The sequence below is a fragment of the Brucella haematophila genome (assembly GCF_005938105.1).
GTDB lineage: Bacteria > Pseudomonadota > Alphaproteobacteria > Rhizobiales > Rhizobiaceae > Brucella > Brucella haematophila.
The window spans coordinates 99,424-121,657 of record NZ_VCPE01000015.1 but is presented as its reverse complement, the minus strand read 5'-3'; the positions used below and the strand labels follow the sequence as shown (position 1 = coordinate 121,657).

Here is a 22,234-nt window from a genome sequence, read left to right as displayed (position 1 = left end):
ATCTCACCTCCCCGAATTCGTGGCATTCGCAAGCTTCGTGCCGAGGACTTCCTGATCACTTCGGATTTGCTTGCCCATAAGAGCAAGATCGGAGCCGATAGCGATGATCCTGAAGCCCTGTTCCACCCGTTTTCTGGTGTCATCGGGACCAATGGCATATATACCGGCGGTTACCCCGTGTACTTTGGCTCTGGATAACACATGCGCGATGGCTGCTGCGGTTTCAGCTGTATCCCACTGTCCAATATGTCCAAGACTGGACGACAGGTCGCCGGGGCCGATAAAGAAATGATCGAGGCCCGGTATGCTCAGGATGTCGTCGATTGCAGAAACTGCATCCTTGTGTTCAATCATGGGCATAAGGATAAGCTCGTCATTGGCTGAGGCGATATATTCCTCCACGCCCAGCCCCCATTTCTGGGCCCTTTCTCCTCCAAGGCCGCGGCTTCCTCTGGGTGGATAAAGCATGTAATCCATGGCCCGAAGGATGTCGTCCGAAGAGCGGACAAGCGGCAGGACGATCCCGTCGACACCCAGATCGAGGCAACGAGCAATTGCATCCACCGATATGGTTGGAACGCGGACGAAAACAGCAACTCCTGTTCCCTTGGCCGCACGAACATGGTTTGCAACATCAGCATATGAGGTCGCGCCATGCTCCATATCCACGCAGACCCAATCGAGACCAAGCTCCGCAGCAAATTCCGTGACGGCCGGATTCGACAAAGTGATCCAGAGACCTTGCGTGAATTCACCACGTTGGAGCTTCTCACGGAGTGGATTTCGGTAATTCGTTTTGGCGCTGTGTTTCGCTAGCGAATTGCTTTCGAATGGCTTTGACATCTGTTCCCCTATTTTTAGGTGTTTTTCTCAGGCTGCAAGCAAACGTCCCAGGCGATAGTTGGCCCGTGTCAGAACGTCGGGATTAACGATGCCTTCGACCGGCAATCCATCAAGCACGTCAATGATCGCCTTGGCGATGGTCTCCGAACAACGGCTACGCGCCTCGTTGGTGTCTCCAGCGAAGTGGGGGCTCAAAACGACTTTTTCGTGCACGGTGACGGGATCGTTCAAAGGAACGGGTTCCGGATTGAAGACATCAAGACCTGCACCAAACAGATGGCCTGAATCAAGTGCAGCAAGCAGTGCCGATTGGTCCATCGTTCCACCACGCGAAGCATTGATAAAGCTAGCACCTTTTTTCATGAGAGAGAATGTGTGTTCATTCATGATGAGGCGCGTTGTGGGATTGAGCGGCGTATGAATAGAGACGAAATCTGCCTGCCTCAGCCCGTCCTCCAGGCTCACTTTCTCCACGCCTTTTTGGGCCAGTTCGTCGGAAGTATATGCAGGATCATGACCAAGCACCCGCATATTGAACGCGGCTTTGCATTTACGAGCCATTTCACCACCGATACGCCCGACACCGATGATGAAAACCGTCTTTCCTTCCAGTTCCATTGGCAGATGGTTATTACGGTAGTAAACGAATTTACCGTCCTTCACGGCTTGGTGGCCCGGCATGATTTTTTTTGCCACGGACATGAGAAGAGCCAATGCATGTTCGGATGTGGACTTGTAGTTGACCCAAGGTGTGTGCAAAACCAGAATGCCATGGTCGGTCGCGGCTTCGATATCGATTGTATCTGTACCAACACCATGCATGCCGACAACGCAAAGGCTTGAGCATTGTTCGAAAATCGTACGGGTCGCGTCCTCGACGCGCACGATCAACGCCTGCGCTTGTGCGTCTTGGATAGTCTGGATCAAAGTCTTCTCATTGCCGTCCGGAGCAAGCGTCACGCTGGCCCGGCTTTTGAGATAATCAACACCTACCGGCAAAATGGTGGGATCGATGAGTGCCACACACTTGGTCATTTTCTTGATCCTCGATATGTTAGAAGAGAACGTTTGGGTTCATGATGCCTTCGGGATCAAATACGGATTTGATGCCTCGCATCAGCGTGAGCTGGGTTTCATCGAGATATGAGTGGAGACGCGCGCGGTTGGAACGGCCTATCCCATGTTCAGCGCTTATCGAACCTGCGAGAGCAATCGCCACCTCGTCAATTGTTGCATTGACGGCAGCTGCCAGCGCATCAACGACGGCTTTGTCTGTCTTTAGCTCACGCGGCAAGATGACGACGGCATGGATGTTTCCATCCCCGACGTGCCCCACAAATACCACCTTCGCTTCCGGAAACCGTTCGCCTATGAGTTTTTGAACATCATTTACAAAATGAGGTACGCGGGAGACGGGGACAGATGTGTCATGCGAGAAAGTAAGGCCAGCATTTACATTTGCTTCGGTCACAGAATGTCTGATTTCCCAAATCAACTCTGCTTTGGCATCGCTATTGGCCAGAATTGCTTCGTCAACGATCTTGGCCTCCATCGCTTCGTAAAGTATGGAAGCCATCAGCTCATCAAGGTCTGCCTGGGAATCTGGATCGGTAAGCTCAATAACGGTTATCCATGCATGTTGGTCGGCGAGGGGATTTTGCAGCCCCTTCGGGAGGTTCATCACGAGTTCGTATTGGCCGGATGAGAGAACTTCGAAATTGGTCAGCCTGTCGCCCACCGCCATCTGTACCTTGTGAAGAAGGTCCAGAACCTTATCAATATCGGCAAGGCCGACCATCGCGACAGAGCTTTTGGCAGGCTTGGCTACCAGTTTGAGTACGGCGCCCGTTATAATCCCGATCGTTCCTTCAGACCCGATGAAGAGATGTTTGAGCGCGAAGCCGGTATTATCTTTTCGAAGCCCTTTCATCGCATCAACGATGCGGCCGTCTGGGAGTACTGCCTCGATACCAAGAACCAGGTCGCGCATCGGGCCATACCGCAGTACAGAGGTGCCGCCGGCATTGGTGGCAATATTGCCCCCAATCTGGCACGTGCCTTCGCTACCCAGCGACATGGGAAAAAGCCGTTCCACTGCTGTTGCGCCAGCTTGAATGCTAGAGAGCGTACAGCCGGCATCAACGGCTATGGTGTTATTTGCCGGATCTAAGTGACGCACCTGGTTCATGCGACCAAGCGCAACGATAATGGACGCTCTATCTTTGAGCAGCGGGGTTGCACCGCCGCACATTCCGGTGTTGCCGCCTTGCGGTATGACAGCCACTTTTTCCTGGCTGCAAAGTGCAACTATTTCCGAAACTTCCTGCGTCGTAGCGGGACGGACAACGGCCATCGTGTTGCCTTCGTAACGCCGTCGCGCATCGATTACATATCCGGACAGATCACTCTTTTCCGTCAGGACATTGTTGATACCAACGATCTCTCGAAGCTTGGAAAGAAACATATTTTCAGCAGAGGCGTCCATCGCTGTCCAATCCCAAAGTAGCGATAATCGCTACATAAGTGCGTTATATGCCTTACTAGTGCATTTATCACCATTGGAGTCAATCTATTTAATATCGATTTGACAGCGGCGTCTGCGCAATGAGATAGAGGGAGAATAGATTACGAAGGAATTTGGTGTTGAGCCGCCTCCAATTGAGCTTGAAAACGAGACGGCACGCCTTCACGAAAGTAAGAAGTCCATGAGTGAACCAGAAGAGAACTCGCGTCTGCAAAGTACCTCGCTGCAGCGGGGACTGAAAATTCTGGAGGCTTTTGAATATGGCCATCAAACGTTGGGTTTGACTGAACTGGTATCCATGACCGGCATAGAGAAGACCGCTGTTCAGAGGTTCACAAGAACCCTTGTAGCTTCGGGTTTGCTGATCAAGGACCCGTCGACGCGGCGCTATTCTCCGGGGCCAGGCCTTGTGAGGATGGGATCTATCTACCTTCGGGGAAATCAGTTCATTGAACGAGCCACGCCACATATTCTGGCCTGCAATCATCGCTTGGGCAAAACGGTGAATATGGGCGTTTTGGATCGAGGTCAGATTACTGTCGTGATACGTGCGTCGGGCCACGAAGTGGTTTCGCCGAATGTCGCGTTAGGCTCCAGTTTTCCGTGGCATATTTCTGCTATCGGTCAAGCAATTGTTGCGTTTCTGCCTGAGAATGAAGCTGAGAAGCTCATCGATGAAGTGAGATTTGTTCCCTATGCGAGCGGGTCTCTTTTAACCAGAGAAGATATCGTTTCCCGGCTGCACAAGGTTCGTAGCGCGCGTATCGCAACGACGTATCACGAAATTTTTGAAGGGGATATTTCCGTTGCGGCGCCTATATTTGACGCCTCCATGCGGGTCGTAGCAGCGGTCAACATCAACCTTGTTCGGCCCGGCGGGACGCTCAGTGCTGACGAACAAGAAGCTCTCGCCAAGACGGTTTCAAACGTTGCTGGCTCTATCTCAGTTCGCGAACCGTGGAACGAGGATTTTAGAACTCGGATTCTTGACTAAGCAATTTCCCGACGAAACCTTCGCCAACAATGCTGTGAGCGTTAGCTGGAACGCGCGGATCGTCAGTTTTCGCAACGATCCACACAAGCGACATGGAGCGATTTTGCTATAGGCCAGATACCGCTTGATTATACATCGTATAATCAAGGAGTTGAAGATGGTCACCGGACACGTAATCATCGCTGTAATCCTTGATGGCTTTATTGCCCGCGAAAATGGAGCCATTGATTGGCTACTCAAAAACGACAAGGCTGGCGAGGATCACGCCTATGATGACGAACCTCTTGGGCGAACGCAGCCATTCTTTGCAGCGCACGGCGCTTTGGACACATATTCTGGTTGACTATACGCACGTTGCGGCGCTTGCCGCATTCCAGATAGGAGTTTCCGAGATATTGGAGGCATGCTGAACACGGCCCTCATTCTTCGGAATAACGACCTGTGTATCAGCCGTTGTTTTAAGGCCTTGGGAAACTCCATTATCTAAGCGAGTTCATCTGTAAGAAATTTTGAAACGAAATCGACAAAAGCACGTACTCGCGACAGCGGATAGCGACTTGCGGGCCAAAGAAGATAAAATATCCCCGTATTGTTGGCCGCACCCGGAAGGACATCAATCAATGTACCGTCCAGTATTTTTCCTTTAACAGCAAAGCTCGGCAACAATGCAATTCCATTGCCGTCCAGGGCCAATTGTATAATCGAATCGACCGTCGTTACGGTGAATGTTTCTGGCGCTCTGGAGTTGTCGTCCTCCTGACCGGCCAGTTCCCATGGGGCAATCTTGCCGGTTTCTGAATAACGGTGCCTGAGACAGCGATGGTTCTGGAGATCGGCGACGGACTGGGGCGCGCCGCATCGTGCGATATAGTCCGGTGATGCGACGAGGTACCAGGAGAATTCTCCCACTTTCTTATAAAGCAGGCGGCTGTCCTTCGGCTTCCCCGTGCGGATTACCACGTCGAAACCTTCGTCGATGACATCGGCGAAGCGGTCGCTGATATCCAACTCGATATCGACCTCGGGATAAGCCTTCATAAACGCGCTGACGGCTGCCACCAGAAGCGTGGATGAAATGGGCAAACCAACCTTCAGGCGCCCATGGGTGCCTTGGGAGGATTGCGACAACTCTGCCTGCGCCACTTCCAGTTCGCCCAGAATACGACGGCATCGTTCGAGAAACAGCTTTCCCTCGGTCGTCAGCGTGATCGAGCGCGTTGAGCGATGAAACAGGCGCACGTCCAGTTGCTCTTCAAGCTTCTGCACCGACTTGCCGACAGCAGATGCCGAAAGGCCAACAATTTGGCCCGCTTCACGAAAGCTTCTTTTCTCGGCAGCGTGAACGAAAGTTTGTAGCGCGCCGAAATGATCCAGTTTCAGTTTCATGCCGGAAAATCCTTCCGTAATGTTCCGAATTCAAGCCGCATTCTGCTGCTGCGTCAACGGCCATATAAATCTCTCGAGAAAAATTGATGGACGCCGTTCAGGAGAACCAGAACATGAGCAGCCTTTTCAAGCCATTTAACCTTTCGGGTCTGGCACTGCCCAATCGCATTGTCATGGCGCCGATGACCCGCTCGCGGAGTTTCAGTGGCGCAGCCGACGAGCTGGTCGCACTCTATTACAGCCAACGCGCGACAGCGGGACTGATCATTACAGAAGGCACCCCGATTTCCCGCGAGGGACAGGGCTATCTTTTTAATCCCGGAATTTTCACCGAAGAGCAGATCCGCGGCTGGCGTCTGGTGACGCAGTCTGTCCACAGCGCAGGCGGTCGCATCTTCACGCAGCTCTGGCATGTCGGTCGTATTTCCAATCGCTCGATCCAGGAAGACGGTATAGCACCGGTAAGCTCGACGGGACGGGTTGCTACGGGCGCAATGTCCTTCGTTCGCAATACAAATGGCGAGCCGGATTTCATGCCAGTCTCGGAACCCCGTGCCCTCACCACTGAAGAAGTGAAGCGGGTGACCGGTGATTTCGTGCAGGCCGCGCGCAACGCGGTGGAAGCCGGTTTCGATGGCGTGGAGCTTCATGGCGCAAACGGCTATCTGTTTGAACAGTTTATCAATCCGCTGGTCAATGACCGCGATGATATCTATTCGGCAACCACCATCGAAAATCGACTGCGTTTTGTGCTTGAAACCGTCGATGCAGTATCGGACGCCATTGGCTCCAGCCGCGTTGCCATTCGTCTGTCGCCTTACGGGACCATTCACGACAACCCGCTTTTCCCCGACCTTGAAGAGACCTATGTGGCTCTGGCTGCGGAACTCGGCAAGCGCGGCATAGCCTATGTTCACGTCATGGATCAATCTGGACAGGTTAAGCTGCCTTATGGCGAACGCCCTGTCAGTGATGCGATCCATGGCTTGATGGAACAATGGCGCCCATTGCTGCCGGATACGGCGCTCATACTGGCTGGCGGTCTGGATCAGGCGCGTGCGCAGCGTCTGATCGATGCCGGATTGATCGATCTTGCGGCCTTCGGGCAGCCCTTCATCGCCAATCCCGACCTTGTTGAGCGTTTGCGCAACAACTGGCCCCTGACCGAGCCGGATCGCGCGACTTACTACGGCGGCGGACGCGCAGGCTATGTCGACTATCCGCCCTATAGCGGGCGCTCGCTCGTCGCCTGATCACACCCTCTTTCGGGAAGAATTCGCGGGCCTCTCAACCGGGCCGATGAATTTTTGCGGCCTGACCCCGCCGCCTTCCAACCTTTTTGGCATCGGTGTCCCGCTTATACGGCAACTTCAGGGACGCCGGGTCATTCCGCCCGAGATCATTCGTAATCGGGCTTTCTCAAGAAAGGACGAAACCGTGTTTTCTAAAATCCTATCTGCCGGTGCATTGCTCAGCGCCACAATGCTGTTTTCATCGCCCGTTCTGGCACAGGAAAATATGCTGCCTTCCATTAACACGCCGCCCGAGGTTTCTAAAGCGGCTCTGGCCAAGGTGAAGGAGGAGCAACGCGGACAATATGCTGTTCCAGAAGGCTTTAAGAGCGGCATGGTAGAAACCAACGGCATTCGCCTGCACTATGTGAGTGGGGGCGAAGGCAAGGGCGATCCGATCATTTTCGTGCACGGCTTCGGCTCCACTTGGAAGATGTGGCAACCGGCTCTGGAAAAATTCTCCGCGAACCATCAGGTCATCGCGATCGATCTGCCGGGCCTCGGCCAGTCGGAACCCTCTGCTGCAGGATATGATGCAGAAAAGATGAGCACCTATCTTCTGGGCGCCATCAAGAGCCTGACCAACAATCAGCCTTTCACCTATGTCTGCCACGATCTTTGCAATTCGGCTTCCTACCCCATGGTCGCGAACAACCAGGATATCATCAAGAAGGTGGTGTTCATGGATTCGCCGATCCCTGACAAGGCAATGTGGACCTATCCGGGTCTAACGCCGCGTGGTCCGGGCCTTGGCTGGCACTTTGGCTATTTCTCTTTCGGCGATATCGCTGAAAAGATGGTCTCTACCGATCCGGTTCTGTTTATGAGCTACTTCATCAAGGAATATGCCGGCAAGAAGGATACCTTCACCCCGGCTCTGCTGGATGAGCTGATCGAACCTTATTCGACCCGCGCCAACCTGCATGCGGCTTTCGGTTATTATCAGTCGCATTCCGATAGCATTCGTCAGAATGAAGCTCTGCTCGCCGCTGGCAAGCAGTTGACCATCCCGGTCTATTCGATCAGTGGGGCCAAGGGTGTGAATGATGTTCTTCCGAAGCAGCTCGCAGCCCGCTTTGTGAAGGACCCGAGCAAGCTTGGCTCGACCATTCTTCCGGATACCGGCCATTGGCTGCTTGAAGAATCGGCCCCTGAAGTTAACGCGCTGCTTGCCGATTTCATCGACAAGTAAGACGCGTTGCTTCTCACCAACGGTTTCGTGATCGCGGCAAGCCACGCAACGGTCATGAAGCCATGATGATGATAGAGATCGAGCGGTTGCTGTCCGTTTGAACCAGAGCCGCTCGATCTCTTTCCATCATGCATTCCTGTACGAAAGCCGTTTCACACTTTTGCTCGGAACGCTCCAGTCTCTATCGATATCGTTGCAGTTCGAGCAGACAATTGGAGGCCCAGATGACTGTATCACCCATGATCCCGATGATGATGGCAATCGCGTTGGGAGTTGCAACGCCTGCCATGGCTGACCCTTTGCTTGGTGATTTCGATTATGGTTGGCCTGTCCAGCGTCAAACCATAGTCAGCCAGAACGAGGCCATGACGATGGCCTATATCGATGCCCGTCCGGAAAACGCCAACGGCCAGACAGCCGTGCTTCTGCATGGCAAGAATTTCTGCGGCGGGACATGGGAAACCACCATCAAGGCGCTTACCGGGGCAGGGTATAGAGTGATTGCTCCCGATCAGATCGGGTTCTGCAAATCAACGAAACCAGCGCGCTATCAATATGGCTTGCACGCGCTTGCGGATAACACGCATCAGCTTCTGACTGCGCTCAATATTGAAAAGCCGGTTCTGGTCGGTCATTCGATGGGCGGGATGCTGGCCATACGCTATGCGCTGCAATATCCGGATGAACTCCAGAAGCTGGTGGTGGTCAATCCGTTGGGAATGGAAGACTGGCGTGCCAAGGGCGTGCCCAATGCGACCATCAATCAGCTATACGCCACTGAACTGAAGGTGACGCGTGCAAGCATCAAGGCCTATCAGCAATCGACATACTATGCCGGTACGTGGAAACCGGAATTCGACCGCCCCGTCGATATGCTGGCATCCATGTATGAAGGCCCGGGCGGAAATATTGTTGCCTGGCATCAGGCTTTGACCGCCGACATGGTGTTTAACCAGCCTGTTGTCCATGAGTTTGACAAGCTGCGTGTGCCGACAGTGCTGATGATTGGCCTGAAAGACAATACGGCCATGGGCAAGAACCGCGCGAATGCCGAACTTGCGGCAACACTTGGTAATTATCCGGTACTGGCGAAGGAAGCTCAGGCGCGCATTCCCAATTCGCAACTGATCACCTATCCTGACTATGGGCATAGCCCGCAGATGCAGGATCCAGAACGCTTCAATGCTGATCTTCTGAAGGCAATTGCAGTCGTTCCTTAGAAACGCGATGAACTTTGCTCGAAAATCTATAAGCGGTGCGCGCCGGACGATATCCGGCGCGCACTGTTTTCATCCACGTATGAAAGCAAGCAGATCAGCGTTGATTACGTCTGCATTGACCGTGAGCATCCCGTGCGAAAAGCCCGGATAGATGATCAGTTTGCTGTTCTGCAGCAATTTATCCTGCAAGATCGAAGCGCATTTATAGGGAACGACCTGGTCATCGTCGCCTTGCAACACGAGCGTTGGAACCGTTATCGCTTTCAGATCTTCTGTTTGATCTGTTTCTGAAAACGCTTTGATCCCCTCATAATGTGCCTTGGCGCTTCCCATCATGCCTTGCCGCCACCAGTTATCGATAACGCCCTGCGATGGCTTCGCTCCCGGCCGATTAAATCCGTAGAAAGGACCGGAGGGTACATCAATGAAAAATTGCGCGCGATTGGCAGCAAGTGCCGAACGAAAGCCATCGAATACTTCGATGGGGGTTCCATCGGGATTGTTGGCTGTTTTGACCATCAGGGGTGGAACAGAGCTGACCAGAACCGCTTTGGCGACCCGACCCTGCGGCTGGCCAAACTTCGCCACATAACGTGCAACCTGCCCGCCGCCTGTTGAATGGCCAATATGAATGGCGTTGCGAAGATCGAGATGTTCGACAACTGCCGAGGCATCGGCAGCATAATGATCCATGTCATGCCCCTCGCTGACCTGGCTCGAACGGCCGTGGCCTCGGCGGTCGTGCGCGACGACACGAAAGCCTTCCTTGAGGAAGAACAGCATCTGGTTGTCCCAATCATCCGCACTGAGCGGCCAACCGTGATGGAAATGGATCGGCTGTGCGTCCTTCGGACCCCAGTCCTTGTAATAGATCTCAGTTCCATCCTTTGTCTGAACAAATGCCATCGCGGTTTCTCCTTTGCGAGTACGAATGATCCGGGGAGGCGAATCCGTATTCCAGATAGTGCTCGAACTGGTCATGACAAGTACAGATACCAATAAAATAGGAGTGGATTATACAATAAATCATCACATAATATAGTATAAGTAATATCGCATAATATAGTTAAATAGACGAATTTGTAGAATTGATTGTAATAATAATGAATCACGTTCGAGATAGGTACGGGGTAATTCTAAGCAAATATTCGGGGCGTTTACTGCCGATAATCCGTTCGGTATGGGCTTAAGTGGGTGAACGGGCGACGCTAGAGCGCATCCCGAAAAGTGTGAAACAGTTTTCGGACAAGATGCGTGTTAAAATGAAGCCTTAGAGCCTGTTCCAAAAGTCGCCCTGTGTGGCTGCAAATGGCGATTTTCTCCATTCCGGTGCTCACGTACCTTGAGTACGCTCCGCTCCGGTACTCGAAAATCACCATTTTCGCACACACATGCGGCTTTTTGATTCAGGCTCTTAGAGCGCAGATCTGATCCAATCAGATCGAAACGCGCTCTAAACGAGGCCAATTTTACAACGCGCGGACCATATTCGGATATTGGTCGAATGGGACGCAAAGCACTGCGCTGCAATTGGGGCGTCTCCGCCAATCGGTGGTCTGTTTCTTCATTGAATGCAAGGATGGCAAAAACAAAGGCGACGAAAGCATCTTTCGCCGCCTTTATCATTCTTCACAACACAACGTGACGATAATGAAGCTCGGTTATCAAGCGTCGTTCGCCAGTTGCTGATGCCTATAGCAAATGAATGCTATATCGAGCTTAGAACGAACGCTGGAAGCGAATGGTGCCGCCCCAGGCATCATTGACGTTGTTGCCGTTGTATGCAGCTTCGTAACGCTTCCAGTCGCCACCAAACTTGGTGTAGGTGACTTCAGGCGTGATCGTGAAGCCCGGAACCAGTTCATAGGCAACGTTGGCGGCAACAGCGGTTTTGCCCCAATCGTCATGTGCGCCCTGAAGGTTGAAGGTTGCCTTCGGCGTCAACGCATATTTCAAGCCGCCCCAGACAGCCCAATCGCCGCCCCACTGGCCGTACATCTGGTCTGGATTGGATTCCGAAGAATAAGCGCCCTGGAGCCAGAGTGCGAAGCGGTCGGTGATGTTAACGTCGCCGCGAACTTTGGTAGACCATTCTTCAATGACCGAGTCGTATGCTACGACGCCAGCGATCGAACCCCAACCGCCAGCATATTTCAGACCACCAACAACGTGTGGCATGTATCCGTCAATGGCGTAGTCATGACCAAACGGGTTTTCGTAGCCGCCATCGTTGTCGCCGCCCTGCTCGAGGGCGATTACAGCCGAGAAACCGTTACCGGCTGCGAACGTATAGGCAATTTTGCCGGTACGGTAAGCACCTGCCGAGACCACATCATCGTTGATGATGTCGCCGAGATAGCCGGTGAAGGTCTGGAATTCCGATTCGTCGATACCGACCTTGAGGCCACCAAGTTCGATATAGGCCATGCGAAGTTCAACATCGTCGCTGGCATCGCCGTAAACGCCATCAATCCCGGAATTATTGGCGGAGTAATTGAAGCGGGTTTCGGTAAAGGTCTTCAGCGTACCGAGTTCGGTTTCCGAAGCCGTCGATGTGCGCAGCGTAAAGCGAAGGCTCTTGTCCCAGCCGTCACGGTCTACGCCAGAATAGGGATTGTCGCCGCCCTTAACTTCGTAGCGGACATAGCCGCTGATGCGCAGGCAGGTTTCGGTGCCCGGGATGTAGAAATAGCCAGCGCCGTAAGCATCGCAAACGCGAACATATTCAACGGCTTCTGGTTCTGGAGCAACAATTGCATCCGCTGCAAATGCCGGGAACGACATTACTGCTGCCGATGAGGCAAGGAGGAGAGACTTCATGTTCATATTATTCGCCTTGTTTCGTTTTCAAACAATGCATCTTATTGAACACTAATATTGATGGAGAACAATTGCTGATATCAATCGTGAAGTATTTCTGGATATGCGTGTTGCGACGATGACACCAATTATTGTATGACTAATTGTGCTTGAACTAATTTTATATATGCACAAAAAAACAGCGACAGAAGAAATCTGCCGCTGTAATTGTTGTGACCACTTGCTGACTGGAGATCAGATAATCACAATATCAATATTCTGTCTAAATTCTTCGATGTCAATCAATACTTGCTTTTACTGATCGATAATCGTTCACGTGTTTGTCAGTGAGAGCGATTGCAAAAAACTTTCTCAGTCGCTCTTACTTTTTGTCTTTTACGCACGTCTTATACAAAACGGCTTCGAGTCTTCGAATGTGCTCTAGAACGAACGCTGGAAGCGAACCGTGCCCTGAATACCGTCGGAACCGACGAGACCAGCTTCACGCAGCGGATGATCGCTATCCCACTTGGTATAGGAAACTTCCGGGGTGATGGTGAAGCCAGGGACCAGCTGGTAAGCGACGTTTGCGGTGATTGCGGTCTTGCCCCAATCTTCGTAAGCGCCCTGAATGTTGAAGGTTGCCTTGTCGGTCGCCTTGAACTTTGCACCGCCCCAGACAGCCCATTCACCGCCCCACTGGCCGTAGTTCTGGTAAGGGGTTTCTTCTGACGAATAGCCACCCTGTACCCAGACCGAGAATTTTTCTGTGATGTTGATGTCGCCGCGCAGCTTGCCGTTCCAGTCTTCAATGACCGGGTCGTAAGCCACTACACCTGCGATCGAGCCCCAGCCGCCCTTGAACTTCAGGCCGCCGAGAAGATGTGGTGTGTAACCATCAATCGTATAGCTGCTGCCACCCTGTTCAGCCGCTATGATGGCCGAGAAGCCATTGCCGCCAGTGAAGGTGTAAGAAACCTGACCTGTCGTGTAGCTGCCGGCTGCGATCACGTCATCGTTGATGACGTCGCCGAGATAACCGGTAAAGGTATGGAAGGCCGATTCATCGATACCGACGCGGAAGCCGCCGAGTTCGATGTAAGCACGACGATTGTCGACGCCGCTTGATGCAGAACCATATTCGCCATCCCATCCCGAATTTTCCGCGGTGTAGTTAAAGCGGGTTTCGGTATAAGACTTGAGCGTGCCGAGTTCGGTTTCAGTTGCGGTCGACGTGCGCAGCGTGAAGCGAGCGCCCTTGTCCCAGCCCTTACGATCAAAGCCGGTATAGGCGTCGTCGCCACCCTTCACATCATAACGGACATAGCCGCTGATACGCAGGCAGGTTTCGGTGCCCGGAATGTAGAAATAGCCCGCGCCGTAAGCATCGCAAACGCGAACATATTCAACGGCTTCTGGCTCTGGAGCAACGATTGCATCCGCAGCAAAAGCCGTAGAAGAAATCATTGCCGCAGAAGAAGTAATGAGAAGTGCAGTGAGTTTCATCTTGTCACCCATGTAGTGATGTATTTGCGATGCGAAAAAAACATCAAAAACATGTACTTTCAATTATCAGTTTTATGACAATAACACTTTCAATTATTGTGTTGCAATAACATCACCAATATTATGTCTGCTAAGAATATGATCGATAAACACCAGAACGAAAACGTCTGGCGCAAAATTTTCAATTTTTTCAGATGAGTTATGTCTATCGCGATTGGAATCGTGAAGAAGTATTCTCGAGAATATTAATATCCATCAATGGATGGCAATAATATTGCCATCCAAGAATCGAGAAATATCGCATCTGTTTGAATGCCGGGCTGTATAATACTGATTGCAGCGCAGTTTGTCCCGGCGAATGACTGCGAATCGCTGTTCGTTCAGCGAGTGGCGGCTCTAAGAGCCTGATCAAGATCTTCGATAAGGTCTCTTGCCTTATGAAGACCAATGTTCAATCGGATTATGCGTTCGCTGACGCCAAAGCGCGCGAAAACATTGGTCTCCGGCGAAATGCTGAGTGCAGCCTTGGCTGGCACAACAAGGCTTTCAGGCCCACCCCAGCTTACCCCGATGCGGATGAGTTTCAGCGCATCGACGAAAGTTGGAATGTCTACGGCGTCTGTTACCTCAAAGGAAAACAGACCTCCGAAGCCAGAAAAGCTGTTCTTGCCCGGATGATCCGTGAAAGCCGGATGCATGACATTGGCTACCATACGCGAGGATTGCAGCCATTGAGCGACTTCCAATCCCGCCTCATTATGATGGCGCATCCGCAGAGGAAGCGTTTCGAGATTGCGCAGCACCAGCCAGGCTTCGAAGGGGGCCAGTTTTGCCCCGGTATAGGGGAAGATTTCCGCATTGACGCGGTCGATAAGCGCTTTCGACCCGGCGACCAGACCCGCAACCGTGTCACTCTGTCCGCCCAGATATTTGGAAGCGGCGTGAATGACAAGATCGATGCCGATTGCCAGCGGATTTTGGAAGACGGGTGTCGCCCAGGAATTATCGACAATTGTCAGCACGCCGTGTTTGCGTGCGGCCTCAGCGATGGCTTGCAGGTCCTGCAGTTCAAAGACCATCGATGTTGGGCTTTCGAGATAGGCCAGACGCGCCCCAGGCAGCGCTTCGACCATGCGCTCTGTATCTCTGCCGTCGATGTAGTCGACAATAACGCCGAAACGTTTCAGCACCTTTTCAAAAAAGCGGAACGCATCGCTATAGACGTGGCGGACGGTCACAATACGATCACCGGGATTGATGAAGGCGAGAATGGTCGCCGCAATAGCGCCCATGCCGCTGGAAAAGGCGCGTGCATCTTCGGCACCTTCCATTTCAGCAATCCGTTGCTCGAGCAGGCGAACGGTGGGATTGTCGCCGCGTGAATAAATGGGTCTTGGCGATTGTCCCGCAAAGACCGCTTCCAGCTCCGCATAGTTGTCGAACAGAAACAGCGACGTCTGGTAAATAGGCGGCACGGCAGCGTCGAACGGGTCATCGCGTATCGAGGTGAAGCTGTTCGGAATGATTGTATGTTGAGCGTCGAACTTGGGCGTTTCGTTCATGATTATCCTCGCAAGACAGAAACTGGTTAGCGGATGTTCGTTTCCGGCGCTCAACCTGTATCGCGGGACAAGGAGCCAATGACCGGGCGCCCCTGTTCATCGGTTAGGCTGCCGAGATCGGGAGAAAGCAGCCGGTCTGCAAAAAAACGTTCGCGCAACAACATGACCAGCAGCGCCTTCTTATGGGGAAACTGGACGTGCTTGATCTTGGCAAAGCCTGACCGGTCGAGGTTGCGTATCTGCTGCTGATGGTGGTGAACGGGTTCTCCAACGATCCGGGTTGTTCGGGAGTCCGCAAGAAACATGTAATGCATTAAAGAAGGCAGCCAGGCGCTGACGAAAGCCTTGCCCCTGAATGCATCCTCGCCAATCGCGACATGCCAGCCGCGATCATATGGGGCTGCATCATAATATGGGCCGAGCCGGTCTTCCTTTGCCCAATAGAGTTCGAAGTATCCGAAGGGGACACCATCGAACGTCCCTATCAGTGGCAATGTGCGTGGATCAGCCAGCCGTCCATTGAGGAAATCGCGGTGATAATCGAGGCTGCCATGGTCTTCCCAAATTGCTGAAACACGAGGATCATTCATCCAGCGGTGAAAATGCTCCAGATCGCCTTCTAAATCTGCAACATGGAAGGCCAAAACCTTGTCGATCCAGGGGATGTACCGTTGATAGACGATGCCGCGTGGCTTCGGCGGGCGCATTGGATGGTGGATCCCGTTGGTCTCGGTCGATACAGCGGGATATCCATGGGCAGCACTTCCAATCCAAAGTTGCGCCAGCTGGAATAGGAATTCGGGACGGGAAATGAATCCATCCTCCATCCGCTCCATTGCGCCACTTGCCAGAAGGTCTGTGGGGTCACAATAGGGTGGTAGCGTCACCTTTACAGAGGGCAGATCCGGGTGGCATGTGAAAAGCGCTTCCAGTACGGCAAGTATTGCGCTCTCAGCCTCCGTGGTCGCAGGAGGCAGTGTTTCGAAATCCAGGCTAGGGTCGCTTGCACTTGAAAATGTGCCAGCCGCAATATCCCTGCCGTTACGCTTGACGCTAAAGCCATTCGCACCGGCAACAACGTGGCCGAACAGCATTGGCAATACGTTTCCTATAGCGTTTGCATGACTTGCAAAGCCCTTGTCGGGCAGGCGCAGATTTACGCTGGTTGCAGTGCCTCCAACCTCGAAGGAACGTTCTCTCATTGGCGATGTATCCATCGTCAGTTCTCCAATTTCTGGAAATTCCAATTGGCTGCTGTGCCTGTGATGGCGCGTATGTTGTCTTTGGAATGACGATTGGACTAGCGAAAAATTCAGAGAAAAATTGAAACCTGCGCGGATAAAATTTCTGAATTTTTATCGACCTCATTCGTCTATCAAGCATCAGAAAAATGATGGAGAATAAAATATGTGATATTCGGCGCTTATTCTCGAAGAAATAATGAGAAGTATAATACTTTTTCTTCAGATTCTCGTTCTGATGAGAATATTTTTGATTTTATCTTAGGATGAAAACAATATGAATATCGACGGTAAGATATTGGGAGTGAGTGGCGATCAACGGAAGCCAGCTGCATGGCCGCTGTCGTCGACACAATCACGCATCTGGATACTGTCGGCTATCGGAAATGAAAGCATCTATGGTCGCCAGATGCTGGGGCTAGCGCTGGGCGATATCGATGCGAATTTTGCTGCGGAACGATTGGCGCAGCTGTCCGCAAGACACCCACTCATCACGCGTCGATTTGAACTCAAACCGGGTGGTGTTGTTTATCAGCATATACCACACGCTGGTCGGGTCGATATTGTTGAACAACAAGTGACGGCGGGTGTAGAAATTGATGAAGTCATGCTGGCTGTGGCGCGTTCGGAACGCGACCGGCAGATTGATCTTGAGCAGGAAAATCCCGCGCGTTTCATTCTATTCAAACGTGAAGATAAGGCCGTCGGGGTCCTGTTCTCCCTGCATGCAATTGTTGCCGACAGCGTGGCGCTGGGACGACTTGCTGACGACTTCGTAGCTTGCTTGCGTAGCAGCGCCGATGAAGCCGCAGAAGCTTCGCCGACCACATGGTCACTCGAAAAAGCTGCAACAATCACACCGTCTGCGGACAAGGTAGGCTTCTGGCTCGACCGACTTGGAAGGCAGGAAAATATCGCAGTCCTCACTCCGGTATTGCCCCTCGGGCCGGAGCCGGAAAATTGGACGGAAACAGAGATACACGTTGAAAGCGGTTGTTCCACCTCAGCGAAACAACTCGAACTTGATCTTCTGACGGGCCTCGCCGTGGCGTTACGGCGTTACTCGGGCTATGGAACACAACGGATCGGCCTAACTACCAGAGACGGAGCTGCCGATTTCACGACACGAACAGAAGACACTCTGGTTCTCTCCGCTGAAGTCAATGGCGGCATGACACTGGAAGAGACCAGACAGCATCTCGAACGGGAGATTGCCGTCTCCAGGCAACACTTCATACCATTCGAGACATTGGCCGATAGCCTTCTGCGTCGGGATGAGAGTTTCGAAACCACGGCGCTTGCCAGAACTATTCTTGACCTGAGGCCGGCATTTGCTCCTGACGATTCTTCCATACGCGTCATCATAGAGCCACCAGCGCGCCGGGATGCCGAACTGGTCGTCACTGTTCGCCCGGCCAGCAAAGGCGGTTTCAAAGTTGTGTTCGGTTTCGATCCACAAAAGCAGGATCGTCGGCATGTTGTCCGTTTCGCCCGTGCTTTCAAGATTGCGTTCTCGTGCCTGAACGATGATCCGACAGCGCTTATCCGCGAAATTCCGTTTGTTTCGAGCACGGAACTGGAACAACTGTCTGCGCCTTATCCAGATCAGCCGCAGCCGGATGATGGTGTGCCAGTGCATGAAGTGATCGCGGCGCAGGCGTTGCGCCGTCCCGGTGCGTTTGCCGTTGCACAAGGTGACCGCTCCATCACCCACGGCGAGTTGGAAGCCTCGGCCAATCGTCTCGCGCATCACCTGATTGCCCTGGGTATCGGGCCCGAAAAACGCGTCGCAGTGGCGCTCGATAAATCCATCGAAGCGATAATTGCCATTCTGGCTATCATGAAGGCCGGGGGCGCCTTCACACCGGTTGAACCGGATCACCCCGAAGCCCGCAATCGGCATATTCTTTCTGCGCCAGGCCTTTCACTGATCATCACCCGTAAACGTTTTCTCGAAAGTCTTCCGCAGGATGTCGTCACACCGAGGCTAGATATAGATCGGCTGGATCTGTCACAGGAAAGCGCTGAGCCTCCGGTGACTGTCATTGCGCCGGGTCAGCTTGCCTATGTCATTTATACATCCGGTTCCACGGGTGTTCCGAAGGGCGTGGCGGTTGAGCATGGTCCGTTGGCGCATCACTGCAAGGCGACCTTGCGCATTTATGAAATGAGCGAGGTATCGTGTGAATATCCGGTCCTGCCGTTCACGTCCGATGGTGGGCATGAACGCTGGATGGTGCCGCTGATGGCTGGCGGCAGCGTGGTTCTGACATCGGACAAGCTTGCAACTCCTGATGAGGCTTTCGCGCTGATGCGCAAGCACGGGGTCAACAATGCCAGCCTTCCGACAAGCTATGTGCGCGGGCTGGCCGAATATGCCCGCGAGAATCCAGATATTCCGGCTTTGCGGCTGTATTCATTTGGCGGCGAGGCTTTGCCGCATGCCGTTTTCGACATGATCAACGATAATCTTCAGGCCCCACTCCTCATCAATGGTTATGGTCCGACCGAAACCATCATGACGCCGATGATCTGGAAAATTCCGTTGGGAACGCGCTTCGAAGGCACAGTGGCGCCTATCGGAAGAGGCGTTGGCGATCGGAGAATCTATATTCTCGATGAGGATATGGTTCCTGTGCCGGTTGGCGTTGTCGGCGAGATTTACATCGGCGGTAGTGGTCTCGCTCGTGGTTATCAAGGACGCCCGGATTTGACGGAAGAGCGGTTCATTCCCGATCCTTTCTCGTCAGGCGCTGGTCGAATGTATAAATCCGGCGATCTCGGACGATGGCGTGAAGACGGCATTGTTGAATTTGCCGGTCGGGTCGATCATCAAATCAAGCTGCGCGGTTACCGCATTGAGCCAGGTGAGATTGAAGCCGTGTTGAGTGCCGATCCACGCGTTGCCGAGACGGTCGTTCTGCTGCACCGCGATGGTGCCCGTTCGTCGCTGGTTGCTTATGTCGTCCCGCGGGAGGGCGAAACCGTCACTGTGACGGAACTGCGCCGCGCCGCCATGGTTGCACTACCGGATTATATGGTGCCGCAGACGATCATGCTGATCGATAAGCTGCCAATGGGCCCCAACAGCAAGTTGGACCGTGCTGCTCTTCCGTCGCCGCTTTTGGAACGCGAGGCCATTGCGCCAGAAAATGATCGAGAGAGGGTTATCCTAGCGGTCTGGCGCGATGTGCTCGACATTCCGGATATCGGCGTTACCGAGAATTTCTTCGATATCGGGGGGCAATCCCTTGCGGCAGTCCGTATCGTGTCTCGTCTCAAGACCCACCATCCGGACTGGCCACTGACAATTGCGGATATGTTCAATCATCCGACGGTGCGCGATCTTGCTGCGGCACTCGATGGATCGCGTGAGGATACCGGCGTCAACGTGATCTATTTGCGCCGTAGTGGCGACCGCCCGGTGCTCTATTGCTTCCCGGGGCTGCTTGTCAGTACGCGTGAATATATGCGGCTTGTCGATTATCTGGGTCCAGATCAGCCAGCGACAGGGTTTATCTGTTATTCGCTCAGCGAAACCAAGACGCTAAGCACACGGGTTGAGGATATCACCGCGCGTTATGCCGAGGAAGTGCGGCGTTTGGCCAAGGGGCGGCCTTGCGCTTTTCTTGGCTGGTCGTGGGGTGGGCTGCTCGCTTATGAGGCAGCGCATCAGCTTGGAAACGATATCGATCTGCGCATGATCGGTATGGTTGATGTCTGCGATATGGACGAAGAGTTTACAGTTGGAATTTTACCGCGTTTTGAGGAGGGTATCCGTGACCAGACCCACCGGCGTGTCCAGGAATGGCTGACTGTGGCACCGATGCGCGATGATTGGCAGAGACTGTTTGCGGCTATGGACAGCGAAATCTATGAACAGTTTCTCAGCCATGTCGTGAAACACGATGTTGTCCTGCCGGTAGACGGGCCAGATATTGGTTCTGAAGAACATACATTCTGGGTGCTCCTCGACAATGCGATGATATTCCGCAACTACAAGCTCTCGCAAAGTGATTTTCGCATTCATGCCTTTGCGGCAGAGGATTCTCTGACCCGCTCTCTCAACGTCATCGATTGGCGCCGATACTCGTCCAAGGCGACGGCGCCCGAGATCGTCAATGGCACCAACCATCTGACGATTATCGGCAAATCGCCTTTCCACCAGCGTTTTGCGCGCAGGCTCGATGAGGCGCTGGTAACAGAATTGCATAGGACTAGCGAATTAACCTGAGTGGCTTTGTCACCCGGCCTTAGTCAAACCTTGCGCGTTTGTCGTGCTGCAGTTCCGTGAAGAAAACTGTCCTCCCAGTTTCTTTCGACTGCCTAACAGGAGATACATCATGTCCTCTGAAGTGCTCGATCTTGTGGGCGCCGGAATTGGCCCTTTCAATCTCAGTCTGGCTGCCCAGTTGGACTCCATACCCGACATCAAGGCGCGTTTTTTCGACAAGCGACCAGCCTTCGCGTGGCATCCCGGGATGTTGTTGCCGGGCGCGGAAATGCAGACGTCGTTCTTGAAAGACCTCGTCACCGGAACGAACCCCACGAGCCCGTGGAGTTTCCTTTCCTATCTGGTCAAGCACAAGCGCTTCTATCAATTCCTGAATGCTGAATATGAAGCCGTACCCCGCAGGGAATTTGCCAATTATCTTGAATGGGTGGCAACAGGGTTGAAGTCATTGCGTTTCGATACCCGTGTCGAGGATGTGCGCTTTGACGATCATCACTTCCGTGTCCGGATCAATGGTGAAGAGGTGAAGACGCGCAATCTGTCTGTGGCTGTTGGCAAACAGCCTTCGATGCCCGATTGGGTGGTGAACCTTCCCCAGAACGTGTTCTTTCATAACAGCGTCGCAGCCGACAAACTCGGCTCGGTGAAAGCGCAGCGCATAGCCGTTATTGGCGGCGGGCAAAGCGGCGCAGAGATTATCGATGCACTTCTCGACACCAATCCAGATGCCTCCATCTATTGGATCAGCCGCAGGCCGAATTTCGAGCCGCTGGATGCCACACCGTTCACAAATGAACTGTTCACACCGGGCTATATGGATTGCTTCCATGGATTGCCGGAACCCCTGCGCTTGTCACATACCCATCGCCAGATGTTGGCCAGCGACGGCATATCGGCTTCGACGCTCAAAAAGCTCTATCGGCGCCTTTATGAACGGAAGCTGGACCATTCGGCTGGCGGTGAGGGCGATATCTCGCTTTGTCCGCACCGTGATGTGGTTGCCGCCGACTATGCAGATAGCGAAATTCACCTGACCATGAACAACGGTTTCGATCAGACGACAGAGAGGGTGACCGTTGACGCTCTCGTTCTGGCAACGGGCTATCGCTTTGTTCTACCGGAATTTCTGAATTCTCTGCATGCGCCGCTCGCTATGAACTCGCTGGGCGATCCAGTGTTGGAACGCGATTTCTCCCTTGTCTGGGACGGGCCAAGCGACAATCGGATTTATGTCATGAATGCCGGGCGTCATAGTCATGGAATTGCAGAGCCGCAACTTAGCCTCGCGGCCTGGCGCAGTGCGGTCATCGCCAATTCAATTCTGGGAAGACCGCATTTCGATCTTACACCGCCGGACGCGATTGTGCGATGGCAAGCCGAAACGGGTGACGAAGTTCCATCGCATGATGTTGATGTTGTTCAGGCCGCAGAATAAGCGATC

18 protein-coding genes are annotated in these 22,234 nt (G+C 53.1%); 9 read left to right on the top strand and 9 right to left on the bottom strand.

What is annotated here, in order from left to right:
• Window positions 1–3: 3 nt before the first annotated feature.
• The 3 genes from FGI60_RS20330 to FGI60_RS20320 are packed head-to-tail and all read right to left on the bottom strand — an operon-like array spanning window position 4 to window position 3,328.
• Window positions 4–843: an HpcH/HpaI aldolase family protein gene (locus tag FGI60_RS20330; RefSeq protein ID WP_138786731.1), complete on the bottom strand. Its 840-nt coding sequence runs from the start codon at window positions 841–843 to the stop codon at window positions 4–6.
• 27 nt (window positions 844–870) lie between these two features.
• Complete coding sequence (locus tag FGI60_RS20325) at window positions 871–1,878, bottom strand: hydroxyacid dehydrogenase (protein WP_138786730.1); 1,008 nt, start codon at window positions 1,876–1,878, stop codon at window positions 871–873.
• A 19-nt stretch (window positions 1,879–1,897) separates the two neighbouring features.
• Window positions 1,898–3,328: an FAD-binding oxidoreductase gene (locus tag FGI60_RS20320; RefSeq protein ID WP_138786729.1), complete on the bottom strand. Its 1,431-nt coding sequence runs from the start codon at window positions 3,326–3,328 to the stop codon at window positions 1,898–1,900.
• Between the two features lie 220 nt (window positions 3,329–3,548).
• Here FGI60_RS20320 and FGI60_RS20315 point away from each other — a divergent pair, with 220 nt between their 5' ends.
• Together FGI60_RS20315 and FGI60_RS26560 are read left to right on the top strand one after the other, a co-directional pair.
• Window positions 3,549–4,361, top strand: coding sequence for an IclR family transcriptional regulator (locus tag FGI60_RS20315; RefSeq protein WP_138786728.1), 813 nt, complete (start codon window positions 3,549–3,551; stop codon window positions 4,359–4,361).
• 157 nt (window positions 4,362–4,518) lie between these two features.
• Entirely contained in the window at window positions 4,519–4,704 is a 186-nt protein-coding gene (locus FGI60_RS26560) for a hypothetical protein (protein WP_235889880.1), read from the top strand.
• Window positions 4,705–4,844: 140 nt separating this feature from the next.
• Here the strand turns inward: FGI60_RS26560 and FGI60_RS20305 are convergent, their stop codons facing one another.
• Complete coding sequence (locus FGI60_RS20305) at window positions 4,845–5,747, bottom strand: LysR family transcriptional regulator (RefSeq protein ID WP_138786727.1); 903 nt, start codon at window positions 5,745–5,747, stop codon at window positions 4,845–4,847.
• Between the two features lie 113 nt (window positions 5,748–5,860).
• Between FGI60_RS20305 and FGI60_RS20300 the strand changes: the two genes are divergently transcribed.
• From FGI60_RS20300 to FGI60_RS20290, 3 genes are all read left to right on the top strand, one after another.
• Window positions 5,861–7,000, top strand: coding sequence for an alkene reductase (locus FGI60_RS20300; protein WP_138786726.1), 1,140 nt, complete (start codon window positions 5,861–5,863; stop codon window positions 6,998–7,000).
• A 184-nt stretch (window positions 7,001–7,184) separates the two neighbouring features.
• A complete protein-coding gene (locus tag FGI60_RS20295) occupies window positions 7,185–8,231 on the top strand; it encodes an alpha/beta fold hydrolase (protein ID WP_210238457.1) in 1,047 nt (348 codons plus the stop codon).
• Window positions 8,232–8,455: 224 nt separating this feature from the next.
• Window positions 8,456–9,451 (top strand): alpha/beta fold hydrolase, encoded by a 996-nt coding sequence (locus tag FGI60_RS20290; RefSeq protein ID WP_210238456.1) that lies wholly within the window; start codon window positions 8,456–8,458, stop codon window positions 9,449–9,451.
• Window positions 9,452–9,520: 69 nt separating this feature from the next.
• Here FGI60_RS20290 and FGI60_RS20285 read toward each other — a convergent pair whose 3' ends face one another.
• The 3 genes from FGI60_RS20285 to FGI60_RS20280 all read right to left on the bottom strand — a co-directional run bounded on the left by FGI60_RS20285 (window position 9,521) and on the right by FGI60_RS20280 (window position 12,277).
• Window positions 9,521–10,357 (bottom strand): alpha/beta fold hydrolase, encoded by an 837-nt coding sequence (locus FGI60_RS20285; RefSeq protein WP_138786725.1) that lies wholly within the window; start codon window positions 10,355–10,357, stop codon window positions 9,521–9,523.
• A 351-nt stretch (window positions 10,358–10,708) separates the two neighbouring features.
• Complete coding sequence (locus FGI60_RS26340; protein ID WP_171058818.1) at window positions 10,709–11,077, bottom strand: hypothetical protein; 369 nt, start codon at window positions 11,075–11,077, stop codon at window positions 10,709–10,711.
• A 93-nt stretch (window positions 11,078–11,170) separates the two neighbouring features.
• Window positions 11,171–12,277: a porin gene (locus FGI60_RS20280; RefSeq protein WP_138786724.1), complete on the bottom strand. Its 1,107-nt coding sequence runs from the start codon at window positions 12,275–12,277 to the stop codon at window positions 11,171–11,173.
• A gap of 486 nt (window positions 12,278–12,763) precedes the next feature.
• Between FGI60_RS20280 and FGI60_RS26860 the strand changes: the two genes are divergently transcribed.
• Both FGI60_RS26860 and FGI60_RS26855 read left to right on the top strand, forming a co-directional pair.
• Window positions 12,764–12,982 carry a hypothetical protein gene (locus FGI60_RS26860; protein ID WP_445433037.1) on the top strand — a complete coding sequence of 73 codons (219 nt, stop codon included), beginning with the start codon at window positions 12,764–12,766 and terminating at the stop codon, window positions 12,980–12,982.
• Between the two features lie 405 nt (window positions 12,983–13,387).
• Complete coding sequence (locus FGI60_RS26855) at window positions 13,388–13,834, top strand: hypothetical protein (RefSeq protein WP_456236764.1); 447 nt, start codon at window positions 13,388–13,390, stop codon at window positions 13,832–13,834.
• Between the two features lie 302 nt (window positions 13,835–14,136).
• Here FGI60_RS26855 and FGI60_RS20270 read toward each other — a convergent pair whose 3' ends face one another.
• Both FGI60_RS20270 and FGI60_RS20265 read right to left on the bottom strand, forming a co-directional pair.
• A complete protein-coding gene (locus FGI60_RS20270) occupies window positions 14,137–15,318 on the bottom strand; it encodes a PLP-dependent transferase (RefSeq protein WP_138786722.1) in 1,182 nt (393 codons plus the stop codon).
• Window positions 15,319–15,368: 50 nt separating this feature from the next.
• Window positions 15,369–16,535: a GNAT family N-acetyltransferase gene (locus FGI60_RS20265; RefSeq protein ID WP_235889879.1), complete on the bottom strand. Its 1,167-nt coding sequence runs from the start codon at window positions 16,533–16,535 to the stop codon at window positions 15,369–15,371.
• A 301-nt stretch (window positions 16,536–16,836) separates the two neighbouring features.
• On the opposite strand from FGI60_RS20265, the gene FGI60_RS20260 reads away from it, so the two are divergent.
• Window positions 16,837–20,793 (top strand): non-ribosomal peptide synthetase, encoded by a 3,957-nt coding sequence (locus FGI60_RS20260; RefSeq protein WP_138786721.1) that lies wholly within the window; start codon window positions 16,837–16,839, stop codon window positions 20,791–20,793.
• Between the two features lie 109 nt (window positions 20,794–20,902).
• Complete coding sequence (locus FGI60_RS20255) at window positions 20,903–22,228, top strand: lysine N(6)-hydroxylase/L-ornithine N(5)-oxygenase family protein (protein WP_138786720.1); 1,326 nt, start codon at window positions 20,903–20,905, stop codon at window positions 22,226–22,228.
• Window positions 22,229–22,234: the final 6 nt, after the last annotated feature.

Excerpts from the sequence above, each read along its gene's own strand:
- FGI60_RS20270 (WP_138786722.1), bottom strand. The coding sequence starts at position 15,318 with ATGAACGAAACGCCCAAGTTCGACGCTCAACATACAATCATTCCGAAC.
- FGI60_RS20325 (WP_138786730.1), bottom strand. The coding sequence starts at position 1,878 with ATGACCAAGTGTGTGGCACTCATCGATCCCACCATTTTGCCGGTAGGT.
- FGI60_RS20320 (WP_138786729.1), bottom strand. The coding sequence starts at position 3,328 with ATGGACGCCTCTGCTGAAAATATGTTTCTTTCCAAGCTTCGAGAGATC.
- FGI60_RS26860 (WP_445433037.1), top strand. The coding sequence starts at position 12,764 with ATGATCGCTATCCCACTTGGTATAGGAAACTTCCGGGGTGATGGTGAA.
- FGI60_RS20255 (WP_138786720.1), top strand. The coding sequence starts at position 20,903 with ATGTCCTCTGAAGTGCTCGATCTTGTGGGCGCCGGAATTGGCCCTTTC.
- FGI60_RS20290 (WP_210238456.1), top strand. The coding sequence starts at position 8,456 with ATGACTGTATCACCCATGATCCCGATGATGATGGCAATCGCGTTGGGA.
- FGI60_RS26340 (WP_171058818.1), bottom strand. The coding sequence starts at position 11,077 with ATGATAAAGGCGGCGAAAGATGCTTTCGTCGCCTTTGTTTTTGCCATC.
- FGI60_RS20280 (WP_138786724.1), bottom strand. The coding sequence starts at position 12,277 with ATGAACATGAAGTCTCTCCTCCTTGCCTCATCGGCAGCAGTAATGTCG.
- FGI60_RS20300 (WP_138786726.1), top strand. The coding sequence starts at position 5,861 with ATGAGCAGCCTTTTCAAGCCATTTAACCTTTCGGGTCTGGCACTGCCC.
- FGI60_RS20315 (WP_138786728.1), top strand. The coding sequence starts at position 3,549 with ATGAGTGAACCAGAAGAGAACTCGCGTCTGCAAAGTACCTCGCTGCAG.
- FGI60_RS20285 (WP_138786725.1), bottom strand. The coding sequence starts at position 10,357 with ATGGCATTTGTTCAGACAAAGGATGGAACTGAGATCTATTACAAGGAC.
- FGI60_RS20260 (WP_138786721.1), top strand. The coding sequence starts at position 16,837 with ATGAATATCGACGGTAAGATATTGGGAGTGAGTGGCGATCAACGGAAG.
- FGI60_RS20265 (WP_235889879.1), bottom strand. The coding sequence starts at position 16,535 with ATGGATACATCGCCAATGAGAGAACGTTCCTTCGAGGTTGGAGGCACT.
- FGI60_RS26560 (WP_235889880.1), top strand. The coding sequence starts at position 4,519 with ATGGTCACCGGACACGTAATCATCGCTGTAATCCTTGATGGCTTTATT.
- FGI60_RS20330 (WP_138786731.1), bottom strand. The coding sequence starts at position 843 with ATGTCAAAGCCATTCGAAAGCAATTCGCTAGCGAAACACAGCGCCAAA.
- FGI60_RS20305 (WP_138786727.1), bottom strand. The coding sequence starts at position 5,747 with ATGAAACTGAAACTGGATCATTTCGGCGCGCTACAAACTTTCGTTCAC.